The sequence below is a fragment of the Marinobacter sp. Arc7-DN-1 genome (assembly GCF_003441595.1).
Classification (GTDB): Bacteria; Pseudomonadota; Gammaproteobacteria; order Pseudomonadales; family Oleiphilaceae; genus Marinobacter; species Marinobacter metalliresistant.
This window is the reverse complement of the sequence record NZ_CP031848.1, coordinates 1,105,750-1,126,658: the sequence shown is the minus strand read 5'-3', so window position 1 is coordinate 1,126,658 and position 20,909 is coordinate 1,105,750. Positions and strand designations below refer to the sequence as shown.

General features: G+C 56.5%; 17 protein-coding genes. 13 read left to right on the top strand and 4 right to left on the bottom strand.

Translation table 11 applies throughout. The annotated features are described in order from the left end of the window. Positions 1–10: 10 nt before the first annotated feature. Both D0851_RS05225 and D0851_RS05220 read right to left on the bottom strand, forming a co-directional pair. Positions 11–3,277, bottom strand: a complete 3,267-nt coding sequence (locus tag D0851_RS05225; protein ID WP_117617674.1) for a DEAD/DEAH box helicase — start codon at positions 3,275–3,277, stop codon at positions 11–13. Positions 3,278–3,394: 117 nt separating this feature from the next. After that, positions 3,395–5,395, bottom strand: a complete 2,001-nt coding sequence (locus tag D0851_RS05220) for a tetratricopeptide repeat protein (RefSeq protein WP_117617673.1) — start codon at positions 5,393–5,395, stop codon at positions 3,395–3,397. 205 nt (positions 5,396–5,600) lie between these two features. On the opposite strand from D0851_RS05220, the gene D0851_RS05215 reads away from it, so the two are divergent. The 3 genes from D0851_RS05215 to D0851_RS05205 all read left to right on the top strand — a co-directional run bounded on the left by D0851_RS05215 (position 5,601) and on the right by D0851_RS05205 (position 7,727). After that, a complete protein-coding gene (locus D0851_RS05215; protein WP_162893689.1) occupies positions 5,601–5,846 on the top strand; it encodes a hypothetical protein in 246 nt (81 codons plus the stop codon). Next, positions 5,833–6,237, top strand: a complete 405-nt coding sequence (locus D0851_RS05210) for a type II toxin-antitoxin system VapC family toxin (protein ID WP_117617671.1) — start codon at positions 5,833–5,835, stop codon at positions 6,235–6,237. Before D0851_RS05215 ends, D0851_RS05210 begins: the two co-directional genes overlap by 14 nt. Positions 6,238–6,317: 80 nt before the next feature. After that, positions 6,318–7,727, top strand: a complete 1,410-nt coding sequence (locus D0851_RS05205) for a plasmid pRiA4b ORF-3 family protein (RefSeq protein WP_117617670.1) — start codon at positions 6,318–6,320, stop codon at positions 7,725–7,727. 74 nt (positions 7,728–7,801) lie between these two features. Here D0851_RS05205 and D0851_RS05200 read toward each other — a convergent pair whose 3' ends face one another. After that, complete coding sequence (locus tag D0851_RS05200; RefSeq protein ID WP_117617669.1) at positions 7,802–9,313, bottom strand: flagellin; 1,512 nt, start codon at positions 9,311–9,313, stop codon at positions 7,802–7,804. Positions 9,314–9,708: 395 nt separating this feature from the next. Between D0851_RS05200 and D0851_RS05195 the strand changes: the two genes are divergently transcribed. From D0851_RS05195 to D0851_RS05160, 8 genes are all read left to right on the top strand, one after another. Next, complete coding sequence (locus D0851_RS05195) at positions 9,709–11,223, top strand: flagellin (RefSeq protein ID WP_117617668.1); 1,515 nt, start codon at positions 9,709–9,711, stop codon at positions 11,221–11,223. Between the two features lie 71 nt (positions 11,224–11,294). Further along, complete coding sequence (locus D0851_RS05190; RefSeq protein WP_117617667.1) at positions 11,295–11,732, top strand: flagellar protein FlaG; 438 nt, start codon at positions 11,295–11,297, stop codon at positions 11,730–11,732. A gap of 200 nt (positions 11,733–11,932) precedes the next feature. Beyond that, positions 11,933–13,924 (top strand): flagellar filament capping protein FliD, encoded by a 1,992-nt coding sequence (fliD, locus tag D0851_RS05185; protein WP_117617666.1) that lies wholly within the window; start codon positions 11,933–11,935, stop codon positions 13,922–13,924. A 36-nt stretch (positions 13,925–13,960) separates the two neighbouring features. Continuing rightward, a complete protein-coding gene (fliS, locus tag D0851_RS05180) occupies positions 13,961–14,359 on the top strand; it encodes a flagellar export chaperone FliS (RefSeq protein WP_117617665.1) in 399 nt (132 codons plus the stop codon). Positions 14,360–14,606: 247 nt separating this feature from the next. Continuing rightward, a complete protein-coding gene (locus D0851_RS05175; RefSeq protein ID WP_117617664.1) occupies positions 14,607–15,818 on the top strand; it encodes an argininosuccinate synthase in 1,212 nt (403 codons plus the stop codon). Between the two features lie 140 nt (positions 15,819–15,958). Next, positions 15,959–16,972, top strand: coding sequence for an AraC family transcriptional regulator (locus D0851_RS05170; RefSeq protein WP_117617663.1), 1,014 nt, complete (start codon positions 15,959–15,961; stop codon positions 16,970–16,972). A gap of 29 nt (positions 16,973–17,001) precedes the next feature. Further along, entirely contained in the window at positions 17,002–17,268 is a 267-nt protein-coding gene (locus D0851_RS21015; protein WP_053112549.1) for a DUF4160 domain-containing protein, read from the top strand. Positions 17,269–17,277: 9 nt separating this feature from the next. Next, the gene (locus D0851_RS05160) at positions 17,278–17,538 is read left to right on the top strand and encodes a DUF2442 domain-containing protein (protein WP_117617662.1); all 261 of its coding nucleotides are present in this window, start codon (positions 17,278–17,280) and stop codon (positions 17,536–17,538) included. A gap of 309 nt (positions 17,539–17,847) precedes the next feature. Here D0851_RS05160 and D0851_RS05155 read toward each other — a convergent pair whose 3' ends face one another. Then, positions 17,848–18,819 (bottom strand): response regulator, encoded by a 972-nt coding sequence (locus D0851_RS05155; protein WP_117617661.1) that lies wholly within the window; start codon positions 18,817–18,819, stop codon positions 17,848–17,850. 177 nt (positions 18,820–18,996) lie between these two features. Here D0851_RS05155 and D0851_RS05150 point away from each other — a divergent pair, with 177 nt between their 5' ends. Both D0851_RS05150 and D0851_RS05145 read left to right on the top strand, forming a co-directional pair. Further along, positions 18,997–19,479 (top strand): YajQ family cyclic di-GMP-binding protein, encoded by a 483-nt coding sequence (locus D0851_RS05150; protein WP_117617660.1) that lies wholly within the window; start codon positions 18,997–18,999, stop codon positions 19,477–19,479. Between the two features lie 78 nt (positions 19,480–19,557). Then, entirely contained in the window at positions 19,558–20,892 is a 1,335-nt protein-coding gene (locus D0851_RS05145; protein WP_205422271.1) for an AmpG family muropeptide MFS transporter, read from the top strand. Positions 20,893–20,909 lie beyond the last annotated feature (17 nt).

Here is a 20,909-nt window from a genome sequence, read left to right as displayed (position 1 = left end):
GACCCCATTTTTATTTTTCGAAAAGCACGGTGATGTCATCGGCAGTCAGCGCCGAGGCAAAGCTGTCGGGTTTTCCATAGAGGCCATCGGCCAGCTGGCTCTTGCGGGCCTGCAGGGCGTGAATGCGCTCCTCTACCGTTCCTTCGCTGATAAGGCGATACACGAATACCGGTTTGTCCTGGCCGATTCGCCAGGCGCGGTCGGTGGCTTGTTGCTCTACGGCGGGATTCCACCAGGGGTCGTAATGAATCACGCAGTCGGCGGCGGTGAGGTTGAGGCCGGTGCCGCCGGCTTTCAGGCTGATCAGGAAAACCGGACTGTCTCCGTTCTGGAAGCTTTTAACGGGGGTGGCACGGTCCCGGGTCTGGCCGGTGAGTTTTTCGTAACGGATGCCGGCAGACTCCAGCGCTGTTTCTATCAGTGCGAGCATGCTGGTGAACTGGGAGAACAGAATGATCCGCCGGCCCTCTTCCAGTAATTCGCTGATCATCTCCAGCAGGTAATCCATCTTGGCGGAACCGGCGTTACTTTCGCTGTTCAGCAGGGCCGGGTGGCAGCAGATCTGGCGGAGCTTGAGCAGGGCATCGAGAATTTCGATCTGGCTGCGGGCAGCACCTTTGCTGGCCAGGAGCTGGCGAATGCGTTTGTCCATGCTGGCGCGCACGGTTTCATAGAGGTCCTGCTGTTCCCGGTTCAGTTCCACGTGGCGGATGATTTCTGTTTTCCGGGGCAGTTCCGGTGTTACCTGGTCTTTGGTGCGCCGTAGCATGAACGGGCGCACGCGGCGGCTGAGTTCGGCCTGGCGGCTGGCGTCACCGTTTTCTTCGATGGGCTTGCGGTAGTAATCACGGAACGTCTTCTGGTCGCTCAGATACCCCGGCAGGATCAGATCAAACAGGGCCCAGAGCTCGCCCAGGTGGTTTTCCATGGGGGTGCCGGTGAGGGCGATCCGGTTTTCCGCCGGCAGTTTGCGAGTAGCTTTGGCCAGGGCGGTAGCAGGGTTCTTGAGGTATTGGGCTTCGTCAAAGAAGGCCAGGCTGTAGGTTTGCGCCTTGTGCTGTTCGATATCCCGGGGTAGCAGTGGATAGCTGGTAATCACCAGGTCGGCCCCGGGAATCTGCTCGAACAGTGGTTTGCGGCGGCTGCCGTGCACGATCAGAAGTTTCAGCTCCGGTGCGAACTTTTCCGCTTCCGATTGCCAGTTTGCAATCAGGGTTGTTGGGCAGACTACCAGGGCAGGCGCTTTCCGCCGGCCGGCAGACTTCTCAACCTGAATGCACGCCAGGGTTTGCAGGGTTTTACCCAGGCCCATGTCGTCCGCCAGTATGCCCCCAAGGCCAAACTCCCGCAGAAACTGCAGCCAGTTAAGGCCATCCTGCTGGTAATGGCGTAGCCGGGCATTGAGCTCGCTGGGCGGCAGTACGTGTTCCAGGGCCTGGAAACTGGTCAGTTTTCTGCCCAGCGCCTTGAGCTCCTCACTGCTGTCCCACTCGGCCCGGGTGCTGCCCATGATTTGCGCGGCGTCGAGCCGGGGGAGTCTGAATTTGCCGTTGGTTTCTTGTCCAAACAGGCTCAGGAGTGTTTGCACCAGCGGTTTGATCCGCTCGGAGGGGATTCGAATCAGGGTTTCGCCATTGTGCAGCCAGAGGGTCTCCGGCAGATCATCGGCGCTCTCCTGATTGCCTTCGATGTAACCGGGAAGGTAGGCCAGAGCCTGGTGCAGCAGGGGAATCAGGTCTATTTTGGTGCCGTTGAAGGTTATGCCCAGCTCAACCTCAAACCAGCCCTGTGCGTCGTCGTCCGGGCGCAGGCTGCCCTGCAACTGGTCTGCCTCCACCACTGGCAGATCGAAGCTCTCATCCATTTCAATCTGCCAGCCCTCGGCATGGAGCTGTGGCAGCTGATAGGCGATGAAATCGAGCCAGGCTTCCCGGGTTGGCAGGGTAAAATCCAACAAGGCGGAACCGGGTAACTGGTTCAGGGCATGCTCGCCCGGTTGATCGGCAAGGAACTGGAAGCCGGGCAGGCCGTGGTGCAGGAAGCCGGCCTCCTGGTCTTCATCGCGGATGATCAGTACCGGGCTTTCCGGTGTCTGCCGGAGGAGCCGGGGCTCCTGCTCGGCATAGGCAACCTGGTAGCCCCGGTAGTTAAACTGTAGGCGCGCAAGCAGTGTGGGCGTGTGCGCGCCGGGCGACGGATCATCCACGCTGTATAGTTGCAAAATGGGCTGCGGGTCGGCTTCGATCATTTCCGGCACCCTGAACGACTCGGGAAGCGGGGCGCGGGCTTGCTCCAGTAACGGTGTCAGATCCGGCAGGGCTTCCTGCAGCTGTTCTTCGGTTAAAGGCGGGCATTGCTCCAGCAGATCGTTGACTTCTGGCGAGAGGGCGCTGTGAACCGGCCCGATGCAGTGCGTTTCGGAATCCAGATACAGCGGCGGGTTGGTGTTGAGCATCGCAACCTGCGGTGGTAGCTCCCATGGCACCAGTTGCCAGTGCTGGTCGCCGGGCAATTGCTGCCACTCATAACCGGTCTCGATGGCATCCCCGGGCTGCAGTGGTGGATTGCTGACGGACTCAAGGAACAGGCGCCCGGTTTTCATGGCGGCTTCCAGAAAAAAGGCGCCGGTCGCTCCTTCCAGCAGGGGCTCGGAGCGATAGGATGTGGGGGCGGCCTCCAGCCAGGTAAGCGGCGCGATATCGCTGTCCTGCAGGTATTTGGGGCGATCATATTCCAGTGTGGTCCGGCCCCAGACCCTGCTGACGGAACCCTTGGAGTAACCACCGGATTTACGGGGCCGGACCTTCCGAACCGAAACCGAAAGGCGCTTCAGGCTGGTGTACGCAGTGATGATGTACACCAGGCACTCGGGGCTGGCGGGCTTCGGGGCCGGATCCGCGGCAGAAGCAAGCCGCGCCAGCCAGGTTTCCGCCGTGTGTTCCGTTGCCCTGTTCCGGTGGCCTTCCGCCTTCTGCGCATCCACCTGCGACTGCTCGTAATTGGCCTGCAGGATAACCGCCGCGGCATGTTTACATTGAAAACCCACGGGGCAACTGCAGTAGGTATCGATTCTGTAGGGCGTGTAACGATCAAACCGTACCTCAGTACGGTAGATCTGGTACTGGCTGCCGATAACCTCAGCCCGCAACACCTGAATGCTCATGCCTTCGATATCGAGAGTCAGGTCCTGTACCCGGCTATGGGCAAAATAGCGCTTGCCCCGCTGCAGGGTGTTGGTGTCGAAAATCCTGGTGAGGGTGTGGTTGTCGATCAGCATAGTTTCCCGCGGTAGTGCCAGAATCAGGAGGGGCTACGCTAACCGAAAGCTGTGTGCGGCTCAATGCCCGGATTGGTGAAAGGCCGGCTGTAGTGCTGCGACGGCCGGCCTGCCCCTTCATCTTCTGCGCTGGAAGTAAACACTCAGATTCTGCCCCATCAGGCTCTGCACCTCACTCCCCAGTGCCTCCGCCTGAATCTGCTTCTGAACCGGGCCGGTTGCCAGGCTGTGGCCGTCGATATCCCGGGCCTTGACCAGCTTCCATTCCACTTCGTTGCTGACCATCGCCATCAGTTCTTTCAGTTGGGCCGTATCCTGGGGCCGGAACCATCTGTCCCGGCAACCGCCGAGGCTGTAGAAGCCGGCATCGGACGTCAGTTCCTGCCAGGTTGCATCCTTCCGGTTGGCCAAAACCATCCGGCGAAGCTGGCGCAGGGCCTGACGGGTGGGCTGGAGTTGGTGCTCGGCGACCAGTTTGCGCATCTGTTTGTCACCATTGGTTTGCTCGGCAACGGCCGTGTGCATGTGAACAACGGCGCCGGAGCCAGTGGCTTCGTTCACCAGTGCCGCGAGGGACAGCTTGGTCATGGCCGGTGAGGGCAGGCGGCCGACTTCAATCCAGTGCACCTGATGGCCATCGGCCACGAAACGCTGGGCAATGGACCAGGGCCAGAACACAATATTGTCTCTGCCCATGTCATTGGCGACGCGGGTTGCCTTGGCGATATTGGCCAGGGATTCGTCCACCGCGATCACTTCCACATCGTCCAGGTAACTGGCCAGTTCCATAGCGCGCTGGCCGGACTGGGCGCCGCAGACCATGATGCGAAGAGTGGCAGGCAGGTTGTCGATGAGCAGCCCCAGCTCCGTTGCCATCAGGGTTTTCAGGCTGCTTTCTGTGCGGCAGGCCAGCTGTGACCAGGCAGGCCATGCCTGGGGCACATCGGTTTTATCCAGGCAGAGCTCTTCGGCTTTCTCATCGAAGTTCTGCTTGATGGCTTCCTCTTGCGCCCTGTCGTAATAGCTGGCGGCCAGAACCGGTTGCAGTGCCAGGGGCCAGTCTACGAGATTCCATTGGCCGAGCTGGACAGCAAAATCCTGGTGGAAGAGGGCGCCGTACATGGCGCTGATCATCAGGGAGCCGATCAGTGTATCCCGATCTTCGCCAAGGGCGAACTGGGCCTGGATGCTGTCATTGATGGCGGCAACCAGCCGCTCTTCATCATCTTCAGCGGCCAGGGCGTAGCCGGTTCTGTCCACATACTCAGCAATGGCCAGGGCCAGGCGTTGTAGTTCGTCCCGAAGTTCAACGGTTTGCGCCACTTCGGCAATAATCGCCCGGCGCAGCATCGTGACCAGCTCTTCCACCGCCGGATTGGGCATCAGGGTTTTCCGGAGGGCGAGGATCAGCAGTTCATCCTCACTGGCGGCTTCCAGGAGAATCTGCGCGTCCGGGTTATCCAGATCGTACTGCTGGTGAATGATCGCGCCGACAAACCGGCCGAGTTCCTGGTGCGGCAAGCCCTCCCGCTGGAGCAGGGCAATGGCATCCTGGGCCAGGGCGGAATCCGCCTTGTTGACTTCCAGATGCTGGGCACAGGTCAGCATACCGCTGTACACAGACTCCCACTCGGCCCCGGTTTCCAGAAGCTTTCGGTAATGCAGGTAGGCCACATCAAACTGCCCCTGCAAGCGTTTGGAGTGGGCAACGCCACAGAAAGCGGCGGCGGATTGCCGGTCGCAGTCCAGGGCTTGCAGGAAATACTGCTCGGCCAGCGCCGGGCGTTCGGTTTTCAGGGCCCAGTAACCCAGGTTGCAATACTGCTGTGCCTGCCCCGGCTGATGATCCAGGCTGGCGTTGAACAGGGTATGGGCTTTCTCAAGCTGCCCGTCGTCCATCTCCACCCGCCCAAGCAGGCCCAGAGCGCCGGCGTTCTCCGGCTCAAGAGCCAGCGCCTCGTTCAGATATCCCCGGCATTCCTGCCGCGTCTTCAGCCGCTGGATATGGCTGAGGCCGTTGCTGTTGGACTCCCCGTAGGCAAGGTTGGCCTGCAGAAGCAGACGGGCAACCTGGGCCTGTTGGGATTGGGATACCTGGACTTGATGCTTGGCTTGCATGGGACACCTCGTGATAACAGCCGCAATCCGGAGCGGCAAAGGTCTGCAGTTTTTTGACGGTTTGCCGTGCTTTGGGGGAGGTGGTGCGAAAGGTGTGCCAGTTTGGGAGGCGGCGTATGAATGGGGTCAGGCCCCAAGACCGTGTGGCTGTTATCTTCTGAAGCCTGAGAGTAGAATGGGTTCAGAACAGTTAAGTGAGGTAGTTATGTACGCCATTGAATTTGAAGCCGATATTACCGGCAAGTATCTGGAGTTGAAGGAGTGGCAGAGCCTTCTTAACAAGCATGCGCGGGTAATTATTCTTGTGGATGAAGTTCCACAAGCACATACGGCAAGTGATGATCTCACAGAATTCCGGACCTTGCAGGCAACGCGAGAGAAGAAACCTGAAATAGCCAAGGACATGGCGGTTGAGTCCATGGAGGACGATATTAACAATGACGTTTTTTGATACCAATGTGCTGGTCTACGCCATCATCAATCAGGACTCTGATAAGCAAAAGCTCGCCGAGAAATTGATTGAAGACGCCATACTCAAGCAGCAATTCGCCATTTCACCGTTGGTACTGACCGAGATGGTTTTTGTTTTGGCAAAGCTCGGACAGCTTCCCGCTCAAAAAGATCTGTTGCTCTATTTTCAAAAGTTCTCTACACCCGCGATTGAGAAGGTTGATGTTGCCGGGGCCATGAAAATGGCGTTGGAGCTCGGCTTGGGTAAAAGCATAAATGATCTTGTTCACCTTATTCATGCAGAACGCAGCGGCTGCGAAAAGCTCCTGACTTTTGACAAAGGATTTTCACGGTTTGTTAGTCAGTCCAACATGGAGCTTGTCGTGCTGTAGCTTTTTGCAATTGGGTCAGACCCGAAAACATTTACCGCGGCCTAATGTCCTGGTGTCTGGCCCAAAATATCGGAGCCCTTATGCCCCAGCCAGCCAACAAAGCCTACCAACTCAAAGTATCACTTCTTGGCGCCCAGCCGCCGATCTGGCGCCGGTTGCTGATTGCGCCGGACACCACGTTTCAGGATCTTCACCGGATTATCCAGTTGGCGATGGGCTGGCAGGCCTGTCATCTGCATATGTTTCAGGCGGGTGATGACCGGTTGATTGGTGATCCGGCGGAGGATTTCGATGGCATGCTGAATTTTCAGGATGAAACCATGGTGGCAGTGTCTGCTGTGCTCAACAAGGAGGGGCAGGCTCTGACGTATGACTATGATTTCGGCGACAGCTGGGAGCATGAGGTACGGCTTGAAAAGGTCCTGCCGGGCGATCAGGGCGAGCCGTTGCCCCGCTGCATAAAAGCCGTGCGCCAGTGCCCGCCAGAGGATGTCGGTGGCTTGCCCGGATTCTACGATTTTCTGGAAGCCATGGAAGATGCCGCTCATCCGGAGCATGTGGCAGTGCGCGAGTGGATGGGTGGCGAATGGTTCGAGCCGGAGTTTGTGGATCTTGATGACATCAACCAGGCGCTCGCCAAGCGGGATGCCCTGTTTTCCGAAACCGAATCCGAACCCGATATCCCGCCGGCCAGAGACTTCTTCGGCCTTAGCCCCAGCCAGGTTTATGAGCTGCTGCAGAACCCACTGAATTGCCCCTCTGTGTTCAAGCCGCTGATCAATGCCGAAGCCGTAAACCGCGAACTCGACACCGCGCCGGTCATCCGGATGGCGAAAGTTCTGGTTGAGGCCATGAAAGGCAAGGGCATCCGCCTCACCGGCAAGGGCAATCTGCCTCTCAAACAGGTCAAGGCCATGATTGAAGCCGGTGGAGAAGAGATTGTGGCACCGATGGCGAGATATTCTCCGATTCGCTCCGAGGAGCACATTCTGGCCGTGATTCTCACCCGCGTGTTGCTGGAAATTGCCGGCTATACCAAAAAGCAGAAAGGTGTACTTTCACTCAAAAAAACCGCGGAAGCCAGGCTGGAGAAAAAGGGCTGGCTAACCGTGTACCAGGACCTGCTCACAACCGCACTCACCAGACTCAACTGGGCCTCGATGGATCACTACGAGGGCATGGAAGACATACAGTACATCGGCCCGTTCTGTTTCTGGCTGCTGTCGCAGAAAGGCGATCAGTGGCGGCCGGTGCAGGAATACCTGGACGACATTCTCAAAGCGTTCCCTCGGCTACCGATTGCCGCTTACCCGGTCAGCTACATGAGCGAAGAAGATCAGGCGAAGTCGGCGCTGCGTTCCCGGATGATCACGCTTTGCCAGATGCTCGGGCTGATAGAGCTGAGCCCGGAGTTTGCCCGGCTCCGGGACGAAAGTGAGCAGGTGATGCGGCGGACGGCGTTGTTTGAGGGAATGTTTGTCAGGGGGTGAGATTGGGCGGCGACTTTCAAAGTAAAACGACCGGGCGTGCGTTGCCCCGGCCGTTTTGACTCTGTTTCAGCGTTTTAGCCCTGCAGCAACTGCAACACCTGCTGCGGCCGCGCGTTGGCCTGGGCCAGAACCGAGAGGCCGGCCTGCTGGAGAACCTGGGTTCGGGCCAGTTCGGCGGATTCTGCCGCGAAGTCCGCGTCGCGGATGCGTGAGCGGGCTGCCGACAGGTTTTCGGAGGTGGTGCTGAGGTTGGCGATCGTTGATTCGAGTCGATTCTGGGCAGCGCCCAAGTCAGCCCGAATTCCACTGATTGTCTCGAGCGCGGCGTCAACGACCGCAAGGGCGTTGGTGGCTCCATCAACGCTGCTGATGTCTATCCCGTCGACCGCTTCCGGCGAAGAGCCGGCTGCAATATTCTGGGCGCTATTCAGGACACTGCCAGCAGCAATGGTCGCGTCAGACGATGCCGCAAAGCTGACAGAGGAATCGAGTGTCAGTTCGCCAGCAATCCTTGTGTTATTGGCGCCGCCACTTGTCAGCTCGATGGCGCTCGGATCGCCACTGCCCTGAACTGCAAGCTGCTGAGCCCCGGAGGCGGTAAAGTTTTCGATGGTAATGTCTTTGCCTTGTTCCTGGATCAGCGTAATGCTGCCGTCATTCTCAACTTCAGCCGTGATGCCGGTCTTGCCTGAGGCAGCGTTGACTTCGCGCGCAATAGCTGACAAGTCAGTGGCATCGGTGATTTGTGCCGAAATAGTTGCTGAGCTGCTCCCGTTGGAAATGGTCAGAGACACAGTTTGAGGGACGGCAATGGGTGTTGTTGCAGTATTGCTCAAGGTGGCTGAAGTTCGGGCTGTGGCATTGACACCGGTGGTTGCCCCAATGTCATTGATTGCAGCTGCAATGTCTTCTGCGGTGTCACCAGCAGTGATTGGAACGACCTGGCTATCCAGCGAGCTGGAAATTGTCAGGTTCTGGGTGGCTATAGTGTTTTGCGCCGGCAAAGCAGCGTTCGCGGCTGTTGTAGAACCCGTGCCTTGGTTTAAGGTCGCATTGCTCGCCGTCAGCGTGTTGTTGGCGAGGTCTGCAGTACGCGCACCTTCAATGGAAACAGCAATGCTCTGGTTTTCGTTGGCACCCGCTTGAAATTTCTGTGCCTGGAAAGTGCCGTCAAGGAGTTTGAGGCCGTTGAACTCAGTGGTAGTGGCGATCCGTTCAAGTTCACCTTTGAGCTGGTTTACTTCGGATTGGAGGGCCTTTCTGTCCGAAGCGGAGTTGGTCGCGTTGGCAGACTGAACAGCTAGTTCACGAATCCGCTGCAGAATGTTGCCAGATTCTCCAAGAGCTCCCTCAGCGGTCTGAGCCAGAGAAATACCATCGTTGGCATTTCGGATTGCCTGGTTGAGCCCTCTGATCTGGGACGTGAAGCGCTCAGAGATAGCAAGGCCGGCTGCGTCGTCTTTGGCGGAATTAATTCTCAGGCCTGAAGACAGTCTTTGTAATGCAACGTTTGAGTCTTGCTGTGACGTATTTAGATTTCTCTGTGCGTTCAGTGACGCAATGTTGGTGTTAATGATCTGAGGCATTTCTCTTCTCCCTGCTCAGAGGTGCCGGATGTTCGCTGCCTTTTCATCTGGCAACGCATTACCGGCAGGTATTCGTTAAATTGCCGTTTTTAAAGTCTCTAAGCGAAGGCTGTGCCATTTTCTTAAAAACAGTGATAACCTCATGAAAATATGAGCTATAATCTTTTCTAGAAAACGATTGTGGTTAATTGTCGGAAGGCGAAGAGGGTGGCTTTTTGGCAGAGTTTTGCCGCTTTCTGGTAGGTTTTACATTCCTTTACAAATCAAATGGCTTTTTTTCTAAAGGATGGACGGCTGGAGCCGTTAAGTGGAATAACTGGCCGGCGCTCCAAACTAAAATAACGGGCGCCAGACCTTTTCCATGAAAAAACGACACCAGTCGAAGGAGAAGCATAATGGCTCTCGGTATCAATACGAACGTTGCGTCACTGTCCGCTCAGAACCAACTGAGCAGTAGCCAGAAAATTAACGATCAGGCTCTTGAGCGCTTGTCTTCCGGCTTGCGCATCAACTCAGCCAAAGACGACGCGGCCGGCCTGGCGATTTCTACTCGCTTCAGCTCGCAGATTTCCGGTCTTAATATTGCCCAGCGTAATGCGAATGACGGCATCTCCCTGGCTCAAACGGCAGAGGGTGCGCTTGAGGAAACCACAAATATTCTCCAGCGTATTCGTGACCTGAGCGTACAGTCAGCGAACTCGACCAACTCTGCATCCGACCGTTCTGCTCTGCAAAACGAAGTCAACCAGCTCAAGCAGGAAGTTGACCGGATTGCGTCAAGCACCCAGTTCAACGGCCTCAACCTGCTAGACGGCAGCTTTACGGCTCAGGATTTCCAGGTGGGCGCCAACGCCGGCCAGACCATTTCCGTGTCTGTGACTGGCGCTCGTGGCGCCGACCTGGGCAACAACACAGTGGCCGGACTGAGTACGACCACTGTTAGCCAGGGTACTGGCTCCGTGTCGGTAGCAGCGGCCAGCCTGACCGGCGAGACTAACACCATCGCCACCCAAACCCTGACCATTTCTGGCACGGAAGGTTCGGAAACCGTGTCGGTTACTGCCGGTGACACCGCCGAGGCTATCGCCGCTTCCATTAACGAAACGACCGGTGGCACCGGAGTGACTGCGGAAGCTTCTACAACTGCGACTCTCTCTGGCCTGTCCGCTGATGGCAACGTTTCCTTCAAGCTGGGCAGTGGTAGCGAGGCCGCAACCATCTCTGCTTCCGTGACCACGGGTGACCTGAGCGCACTGGCCAAAGCCATCAATGACACTACTGGCACCAGTGGTGTGTCGGCGAAGGTCAACGGTGGTGAAATCACGCTGACCCAGTCCGATGGCAAGGATATTCGCATCGAGGATTTTGCCAGCAGCGGCGACGCTGGTGAGACTATTGATTTCCAGGGCAATGGCGACCCCACAGCGGTAACACTGACCGGTCCGACCGGCGGCGTTGGCGCTAATGACAGCGCCATCGCATCCGGTGAGGTGAGCTTCAGTTCCTCCGGCACATTCTCAGTGAGCTCCAGTATCGCAGAGACTGCTGGTAGCATTCTCGAGGGTGGGGCGAATGCTGTAGTAGGTTCTAACCTTGACTCCGTGTCTTCCATCGATATCGGAACTGTCGCGGGCTCCAGCAGCGCAATTGCAATCGCAGACGCCGCTCTGGAACAGATCAGTAGCATTCGCGCCGATCTGGGTGCCGCCCAGAACCGGTTTGAGTCCACGATTTCGAACCTGGCGACCACTGCCGAAAACCTCTCCGCTGCGAACAGTCGGATTTTGGACGCAGATTTTGCGGCAGAAACCGCGAATCTGGCCAAGTCTCAGGTGCTGCAACAGGCCGGTATCTCGGTCCTGGCTCAGGCGAACGCCCGTCCGCAGCAGGTTCTGTCCCTCCTGCAATAAGGGGCTGGCGGTAACGGCCGGAACCTTCGGGTTCCGGCCGTTACCGCCGTTTGAGGATAGCGAGGTGAGCTATGAATGACGTTAACCTGAACAGCCCGGATCTGAAGCTGGTTCGTACCAGTGAGCAAGCACCGGCTCGGGCAATTTCGTCATCTCAGGCCGAAGGTAGGAATGCCTCCGACCTTGCTGTTTCGTCTGCCGGGCGCGCTATGCCGACTCAGTCAGTCTCTCAGGCTCAGAATGTTTCCAAAGCTGAACAGCTTCAGAAACGTAATGAGGTCCAGCGAGAGGAACTTGATGATGCGGTGTCGCAGCTGAATGATTATGTTCAGAATGTCCAGCGGGATCTGCAGTTTGAGGTGAATAACGAGCTGGGTGCAACGGTCGTTCGTGTGGTCGACCAGCAAACCCAGGAAGTAATTCGCCAGATCCCCGATGAAGTGGCATTGAGGTTGGCAGAGAACTTGCAGCAGGATGAGCCGCTGACGTTGTTTAACATCAAAGTGTAAGGGCTTGCCGCTTTTGCGCTGATGAAAATGACGGTATTTCAGCACCGCCGCACCCGAGGGGCCGGCGGTGCTCTGCGTTATGGGCCAAGCTTGGGTTATACAAGTTGTTACAAATCGGCGAAGGAAAAAGGCAAAGTTTTGCCGCATTTTGCCGATAACTTGAGCAATGAAGCGATTTGCCCTCCTGAGGAGGCACGGTTATGGCAAACATATCATCGTTGGGTGTTGGTTCGGGAGTCTTAACGTCTGACCTGGTCGATCAGTTGGTCAAGGCGGAGCGTGCGCCCACGGAAAACCGGCTTGCCCGGAAAACCGAGCAGACCCAGGCGCTGTTATCGGCCTATGGGAAGCTGCGTAGTGCCATCACCGAGTTGCGCTTGCCAATGCGGCAGCTGAGCGCCCCAGATAACCTTAAGGCATTCTCGGCGAGCTCTTCCAATGAGGACGTTGGTGTCTCTGTAGACAGCACCAAGGCCAGTCGCGGTACCTACAGCGTTGAAGTGACCAGCCTCGCAGGTGCTCAGGCACTGGCCTCCCGGGATGTGTTTGCTGATCGTGATGCGACAAGTGTAGGCCAGGGAGCGCTCACGCTCTCTGTGGGTGACAAGTCCACGAACATAAACGTTGATAGCAGCAACGACACTCTTCAGGGGTTGGCGAATGCAATCAACGATTCAGACGCCGGTGTTTCAGCAGGTGTCATCGATACCGGTAACGGTTTCCAGTTGGTGCTTTCCGCAGATGAGACCGGCACCGCCAATGCTGTCAGTATTTCTGTATCGGGTGACACGGTTGGAACCGATACCGATAACCTGGGGTTGTCGCGCTTTGCCTTCAATACCGGAATGGATGTGGATTCCGGTCTGCGCGAAACCATTGCCGCTTCAGATGCGGTTATGGAAATCAACGGTGTTGAGGTTACCCGCTCCACCAATAGCTTTGAGAACGTGATTGATGGGTTGACGTTTGATATCTCAGCTACCGGCACCTCGATTATAAAAGTGAAGCAGGACTTCGGTGCGGTTGCGGGTCGGGTGCAGGCGTTCGTCGACAAATTCAACAGCTTGCAGTCCACCATTGACAGTCTGGCCGGCTTCAACGCTGAAGCGGGCGTGGGTAGCTTACTGACTGGTGACAGGACGGTTCGGACTATCCAGGATCAGTTGCGCCAGGTGCTGACACGTGTGGTGCCTGGCCTTGAGAATTCGAGTGTTCGCAGCCTCGCCGATGTGGGTATCACCACCGATTTCGAAACCGGTGGTCTTGAGTTTGACCGGGCGAAGTTCGAGGAACAGCTCAAGAACAATCCGGATGATGTGACTGCCTTGTTCGCAGAGCAAGGCAGAGCCACTGACAGCCAGGTGGAGTTTGTTCGTAGCGGCACTGATACGGAGCCGGGCAAGTACGACATCAATATTACGCAGGCTGCGACTCAGGGCAATCTTCTGGCCGGCAGTGCGCTCGCTGGGGGTGTCACTATCGATGCCAGTAATGACGAGCTGACGCTGGAGGTGGACGGTGGAACCTCGGTAAACCTCCAGTTGACCCAGCAAACCTACGCATCCGCCCAAGACCTGGTGGACGAGATTCAATCACAGCTCAATAGCAATAATGCGCTGAATGTCTCGGGCTCTTCGGTCAAAGCTGAACTCGACGCTAGTGGCAATCTGAGTTTCACTTCGGCCAAATATGGCAGCGAGTCCGCAGTCGCCTTAACCTCTGCGGAAAATGCCGCTACGTTTGGTCTGGATGCCGTCACTGCTTCCACAGGTCTGGACGTTGCGGGCACAATTGGTGGTCAAGTGGCCACTGGTGACGGTCAGGTGCTGTTTCTTGACAGCGGTAGCAGTGGCGCCTCCGGTCTGCAGGTTCGTATTCTTGGCGATCAGACAGGTAGTCGGGGTTCCATTACCTTTGTTGAAGGCGTGGCCGAGCGCACGGTGGATCTGGTAACCAGTTTTGTCGGTGCGGACGGTGCCATTGATTCCCGCACCGAGAGCCTGAACAAGGAACTGCAGCAGATTCAGCAAAATCAGGTCCGCCTCGAAGAGCGAATAACGGCATACCGTGAACGGTTGGTACGCCAGTTTACGGCAGCTGACTCCCTGATTTCCCAGCTCAACAGCACCCAGGATTACGTAACTCAGCAACTCGCGGCGCTTGCGCCCCAAAACAACCGGAACAACAACTGACCGGCCCGGTCCGGTTAGCGAACAAAGAGGTCTAGCATGAACGGTTTACAGGCATACCAGCGAGTAAACACCCAAACCAGCATCACCGATGCGGATCCGCACAAGCTTATCCAGCTGCTTTATAACGGAGCTCTGGAGCGCATCAACATGGCGAAGGCCCGCATGCAGGCGAAGGATTATGAAGGCAAGGGTAAGCTGATCACCAAGGCTATCGAAATCATTGGCGGCCTGCGCGGTTTCCTGGACTTTGAAAAAGGTGGCGATCTGGCGATTCGGCTGGAAGGGCTCTACGACTACATGGAACGCACGCTGTTCGAGGCGAATGCCAGGAACGATGTGGCCAGGCTCGATGAAGTTGCCAATTTGCTCCGCGCCATCAAGGAAGGCTGGGATGGGATTCGCGAGGAAGCCATGGGCCAGCAGCAGGCGGTCTGAATTGAACATGGGGTCAGATGAAAACTTCATCTGACCCCTGGTTTGCGTGTACGCTGCTACGTTAGTCAATAGCCATTCCCGCTGCAGTTCCGTACAATGTGCGCCTTATTTCGATCGAGAAATTGGGGTATACCTTGGGGTAAGGCTAAAATTGGGGTCAGATGAAGGCTTTCATCTGACCCCGTCTTCACTCTCACTCCGGATATCCCTCAGTTTCCATCCATTCTGTTCAGTCTGGAGCAAGGGCATGTCTGATATCAAAAAGGTGGTGCTGGCCTATTCCGGTGGCCTGGATACTTCCGTCATCGTTCGCTGGTTGCAGGATACCTATAACTGTGAGGTGGTGACCTTCACCGCCGACATCGGTCAGGGCGAGGAAGTGGAGCCGGCGCGGGCGAAAGCCGAGGCGTTGGGCGTTAAGGAAATCTACATCGAGGACCTGCGCGAGGAGTTTGTGCGCGACTATGTGTTCCCGATGTTCCGCGCGAACACCGTCTACGAAGGTGAGTACCTGCTGGGTACGTCCATTGCCCGCCCGCTGATTGCCAAGCGCCTGATCGACATTGCCAATGAAACCGGCGCGGATGCCATCTCCCACGGCGCGACCGGCAAGGGTAACGACCAGGTTCGTTTCGAGCTCGGTGCCTATGCGCTGAAGCCGGGTGTGAAGGTGATCGCTCCCTGGCGCGAGTGGGATCTGAATTCCCGCGAGAAGCTGCTGGCCTACTGCGACGAGCGCAATATCCCGGTGGAGAAGAAGAAGGGCAAGTCGCCTTACTCCATGGATGCCAACCTGCTGCACATCTCTTACGAAGGCATCAATCTGGAAGATCCCTGGGCGGAAGCCGAGGAAGACATGTGGCGCTGGAGCGTGTCTCCGGAAGCCGCGCCGGATACGCCGACTTACGTTGAGCTGACCTATAGGAAGGGTGATATTGTTGCCATCGACGGCCATGAGATGAAGGCGCATGAGGTGCTGGAAACCCTGAACAAGGTTGCCGGCGCGAATGGTATTGGTCGCCTGGATATTGTCGAGAACCGCTACGTGGGCATGAAGTCCCGCGGCTGCTACGAGACCCCGGGCGGCACCATCATGCTGCGTGCCCACCGTGCCATTGAGTCCATCACCCTGGACCGCGAAGTGGCGCACCTGAAAGACAGCATCATGCCGCGCTACGCCGAGGTGATCTACAACGGTTACTGGTGGTCCCCGGAGCGTGAGGCTCTGCAGGCCCTGATCGATCAGACCCAGGATTATGTAAACGGCACGGTTCGACTGAAGCTCTACAAGGGCAATGTGGACGTGGTTGGCCGCAAGTCTGAGGATTCCCTGTTTGACGAGAAGATTGCCACCTTCGAGGAAGATCAGGGGGCGTATGATCAGAAGGATGCGGAAGGCTTTATCAAGCTGAATGCACTTCGCCTGCGGATTGCTGCAGGGAAAGGCCGCAAGCTTTAGAGCGTGAACTTGGGGTCAGATGAAAATGGGGTCAGATGACTTTTCATCTGACCCCATTTTCATCTGACCCCGTTTTCATCCACAATCCGGCGTTTTTGGTTATACTCTTCGACAAAATACCAACAACGATTTAAGTCACCATGCCCCCTCTCGGAACCGCTTCCGTCTCTGCCCTACGCCAATATGTTCGCTACGCCGATGCTAAAGGCATTGATACCTCGAACCTTTTCAGCAAAGCGGGCCTTGAGCTGAACATTCTCGATACCGGTGACGGTCGCCTGAACGGCGAGCAGTTTCAAACCTTTATCCGCCTGCTTGCCGAAACAACGGGTAATCCTGTCCTGGGCCTGGAAACCGGTGATTACGTGCAGCCGGGCTCCTATAGCGTGCTTGGTTATATAACGATGAGTTGTGCGACGCTTGGAGAGGCTGTCACTCGAATTGCACCCTATGAAAAGTTGGTGGGAGATATGGGCACCACGGGGCTGCGGATGAATGGTGATGAAGTGTCTCTGGTGTGGACCTGCAACTTTACGGATCCGCTGGTATGGCCCCAGGTAGTGGACAATGTGTTTGCCTCATGGATCAACTATGCCCGTTGGCTGGCGGATAACCGGAAGGCTTCGCCGCTGCGGGTACAGCTTCGGCGTTCCTCCCCGGGGAGCGATTACGAGAAGGCCTATGCAGAACGTTGGCAGTGCCCGGTGGAGTTTAGTGCCGAAGAGGACTGCGTAATCCTGCACCAGAGTCTTCTGTCCACACGCCTGCGCCAGCCAGACCCGCTGTTGCGCAAGACCCTGGAAACTCATGCGTTATCACAGTTGGCCCTGCTGGATTCTGATACGGATCTGACCAGCCGGGTAAAACAGAGTATTCAGAAACAACTTGCGGATGGAGTCACCCGGCAGGATATGATTGCTAAAGATCTGGGTATAACCTGTCGGACTTTGCAGAGGAAGTTGAGCCAGGAAGGCGTCTCGTACCAGAAGCTGTTAGATGAAGTCCGACAGCAGATGGCTGAAGATTACCTGCGAAACACCGAAATAAGTATTCCCGATATCGCCTTCCGCTTGGGGTACAGTGAGACGACGTCTTTCCACCGTAAATTCAAAGCTGCAAAAGGGCAGACTCCGGGGGATTTTCGTAAGAACTGAATGTGGATGGCAAGCTAAGGAGAGCAAAAATGCCAGTAATCTCGATGTTCTATGGCATTCTGATAAGAATGTACCTGTTGGATAATAATCATCACAATCTTCCACACATTCATGCTCGGTACGCAGAGTTTGAAGCATCGGTGAGTCTGCATGATGGAGAGTTACTCGCCGGTACCCTACCGAGAAAACAGCTCCGTCTCGTTCAGGCATGGATTGAGCTTCACAGGGAAGAATTGCTGGTAGACTGGGATTTGGCTGTTCATGGGGAGCTACCCTTCAGGGTTGCTCCGCTCTAGGAGGTGCGGATGTATTGGGATATCAAGAGTGTTGAGGCGCTAGATGACTATAAGCTGAAGGTAGTACGTATTGATGGCCTGGAAGGCGTTCTGGATATGTCGCCTTACCTTGAAAAAGGCATTTTTCGTGAGTTGAAAGATACGGATTATTTTCGGCAGGTCGGTATCAGCTATGGTGCGATTACTTGGCCCAATGGTCAGGATATTGCGCCGGAGACGGTGGAGCAGGAGTTAAAGCGGTCAGCGTTATTGAAAGTTTCCGAAGGGTAATGGGTGTCAGGCTTATAATAAAAAGGCCAGCTAAAAAGCTGGCCCAAAAAACAAGGAAAGAACGAAAGTGCCTGAAAAATTCGTTAATTCTGTAGATTCCTATTCCCCATTTGGCGGCGGAGGTACTACTCGGCTCCTCCGCCATGGGGGATACTGCTTGAATCCACAATTGCAGAATAGGTCTTCCGCTTCTGCCTGTCTGTTTGTGAAGTGTGTATCAGTGTTACCGACTGTGAAGAGGGGGTCAGATGAAAATGGGGTCAGATGAACTTTCATCTGACCCCATTTTCATCTGACCCCAATTTCAGGCTATGCCGTTGCATCGAGCTCTGGCGCCGTTTCGGTAAACCGCCGGGTATCATAGGCATCCACCAATCCCTGCACTGCGGCCCGCTCCATATCCTGTATCGAGGGCGTGCCGTTCTGGGCGTTTGCCTTGCACAGCACCATGCCTGCCTCCACGGAAATATAACCGGCAGTGGTTTTCAGGGCTTTGTGGTTGATGCCGTCGAACACGCGCCGGAAGGCGGTGGTGGTGCAGTGATCACTGTTCGGGAAATACGCAATGATGGCGAACTGGTTGTCGCCCACGCGGCAAAGGGCGTCGATGGGGCGGATCAGGGTGCTTAGCCTGCGTGCGATACCGATGGCGAGTTCGCCCATGACCGTGGGCGGGTGCTTGCGTTTCAGCTCCTGCCAGTTCCGGATGCCGCAGAGCACGTAGGCGGAACAGCCGCCCCGGGATTCGGCGTGGCGGAGCATCCTGGTCAGCCGCTCGCGGCCGTATTTGGTGTTGCACAGGCCGGTTTCCAGGTCGATGATGTTGGTGGATTCCAGCTCCCGGTTGTTCTCGATCAGCAGCGAGTTGGCCCGCAGCAGGGTGTTCTGCCGGTCTGCCATTCGATCTGCCGCAAAGATGCGGGGGATCAGCTGTTTGGTCATGTCGGACTTGTAGATGAAGTCATCCACGCCGCGGTCGAAGGCTTCTGAGAGTGCTTCTACGCTTTCCCGGGCGGTGAGCAGGATTACATAGGTATAATGGTTGTTCTGCTCGTCCTGCTGGCGAACCTGGTCGGTCAGTTCCAGCCCATCCATTTCCGGCATCAGCCAGTCGGCGATAAGTACGCTCACCGGTCGCTGTTCAATCAGCTCAAGGGCTTCCGGTGCATTGTTGACGATGCGTACGTCGCGATAGCCGGCCTTTCGCAGGGTGCGTCCAACAACCATACTGCTGAATTTCGCGTCGTCTACTACGAGGATGGGAAGGTCCAGATTCGGCATTGTTATCTTCTTTTTACCAGTCCATTGTCAGATGCGGTATAAGCTGCAGATTGGTATGATTCCCTGCAAATCAAACGGGCGCGGAATGCGAACCCGGGGTCAGATGAACGCTTTCATCTGACCCCACTTTCAGCTTTTCCTCAGTATACCCGCTTAGCGTAACGGAGAATAACGACCATGCCGTCTTTTGACATTGTTTCAGAAATTGATATGCACGAAGTCACCAATGCGGTGGATCAGGCCAGGAAAGACCTGGCCACCCGCTGGGATTTCAAGAACGTGGAAGCGAATATCGAGCACGATGACAAGGGCATCACTATTAGCGCCGAGCAGGAATTTCAGTTGGAACAGTTGATGGATATGCTGCGCATGGCCTTTGCCAAACGCAAAATCGACGCCCGCGCTCTGGCGGAAGATGGCGACAGCAAGTCCGGCAAGCTGGTAAAACAGCATTTGCTGCTGAAGCAGGGCATTGAAACCGATATGGCGAAGAAGATCGTGAAGATGATCAAGGACGCCAAGCTGAAAGTGCAGGCCAGTATCCAGGGGGACAAGGTTCGGGTAACCGGCAAGAAGCGGGACGATCTGCAAACCGCCATTGCCATGCTCCGCGAAGCCGAGCTGGATATCCCGCTGCAGTTCAACAATTTCCGCGACTGATCCGGAGGCTTCACCATCGTAACCGGCACCCGCCTGACCCTGATCCGGGACACGCTCTACACCTATACCCGCTGGCAGGTGATTGCCTTGCTGTTCCTGGGATTTTCCGCCGGGTTGCCGTTTTTGCTGGTGTTTTCCACCCTTAACGCCCGGCTGGCGGATGTGGGGGTGGAAACGGCCACCATTGGCTTCTTCAGTTGGCTTGGCATTACCTACTCCATCAAGGTGTTCTGGGCGCCGGTGGTGGATCGCCTGAAGCTGCCGTTGCTGGACAGACTGCTGGGCAAACGCCGGAGCTGGATTATTTTCGCCCAGGTGGGTATTGCCGCGGGCCTCTACCTGATGGCTCATGTGGATGCCACCGCGGCACCGGAAATGATGGCCCTGTACGGGCTGCTGGTCGCGTTTTCCTCCGCCACCCAGGATGTGGCCATTGATGCCTACCGCATCGAGGTTGCCGGCGAGCGTCTCCAGGCCGCTCTGGCGGCCACCTATATTTTTGGCTATCGGCTGGCCTTGCTGGTGGCCGGTGCCGGCGCCCTGTACCTGGCCGAGTTCTGGTCCTGGCAGGTGTCCTATGAGGTGATGGCGGCTCTGGTGGGCGTTGGAGCGCTCACGGTTCTGATTGTGCGCGAACCCCGGGTGAACCACTTTGCCGCAGCCCAGGACATTGCTCACAAGATCGAGCAGGAGGCCAGCAAGCGGACTCATCTCAATCCCCGGCTGGCGCGACTTGTCGGCTGGTTCTATGCCGCCGTTGCCGGTCCGTTCCTGGATTTCTTCCGCCGCTATAAAGAGCTTTCCATCGCGATTTTGCTGATGGTGGCGGTGTACCGGATTGCGGACATCGCCATGGGGGTGATGGCCAATCCCTTCTACCTGGACTTCATGGGCTTTAGCAAAACCGAGGTAGCGGACGTTACCAAGATTTTCGGTTTCTTCATGACCATCGCGGGTTCACTGCTGGGGGGGGTGATGGTGGTTCGCTACGGTGTGCGGCGTATTCTGCTGCTGGGCGCAATCATGACCGCCGCAACCAACCTTTTGTTTGTTCTGCTGGCCCAGTACCCACCCAATCTCATTACGCTTGCGGCGGTGGTCAGTGCCGATAACCTGAGCGGCGGTATTGCCAATGTGGCGCTGATTGCCTGGCTTTCGAGCATGACCAGCGCCTCGTTTACGGCAACTCAGTACGCGTTGTTCAGCTCGTTGATGACGTTACCGGGCAAGTTTCTCGGTGGTTTCTCCGGCATTGTGGTCGCCGGGTTTGGCTATGCGGAGTTCTTCCTGGTCTCTGCGGTTATGGGTGTGCCAGCGGTTCTTCTGGCAATGTTTATGATTCGCCAGGGAAAGCGGCTGGACGCTTTGGCGCCTCGGAATAAAGAGGGGTCAGATGAAAATGGGGTCAGATGAACTTTCATCTGACCCCA